General features: G+C 42.5%; 1 pseudogene. It reads left to right on the top strand.

The window, feature by feature from the left end:
* Positions 1–273: pseudogene (locus AAEY97_RS21270) on the top strand (bifunctional tRNA (5-methylaminomethyl-2-thiouridine)(34)-methyltransferase MnmD/FAD-dependent 5-carboxymethylaminomethyl-2-thiouridine(34) oxidoreductase MnmC); the annotation flags it as partial.

The raw sequence follows: 273 nt of genomic DNA, 5'->3' as shown, positions 1-273 counted from the left end.
CGGTATACCAAGCCACTTATTTTGCCAAGATAAACAACCGGCCATGGGGGCATCTCACAATGTACAAGGGGCGATATATCCGCATTTACAAGCAAAAAATTCGCCACACAGTGAACTATTTGCCCATAGTTTTTTATACGCAAAGCGGCTTTACAATCAATTACTCAACAATGGCTTTTTATTTGATCACCAGTGGTGTGGTGTGCTGCAACATGCAGTAAAAAAACCATTGGCAGAGCGTCATCAAAATCTCGCTGATAAACAACTGTGGCC

The organism is Shewanella sp. TB7-MNA-CIBAN-0143, assembly GCF_040310065.1.
Lineage (GTDB): Bacteria > Pseudomonadota > Gammaproteobacteria > Enterobacterales > Shewanellaceae > Shewanella.
The sequence above is the reverse complement of the archived record's forward strand: the minus strand, read 5'-3'. Positions and strand labels throughout refer to the sequence as shown.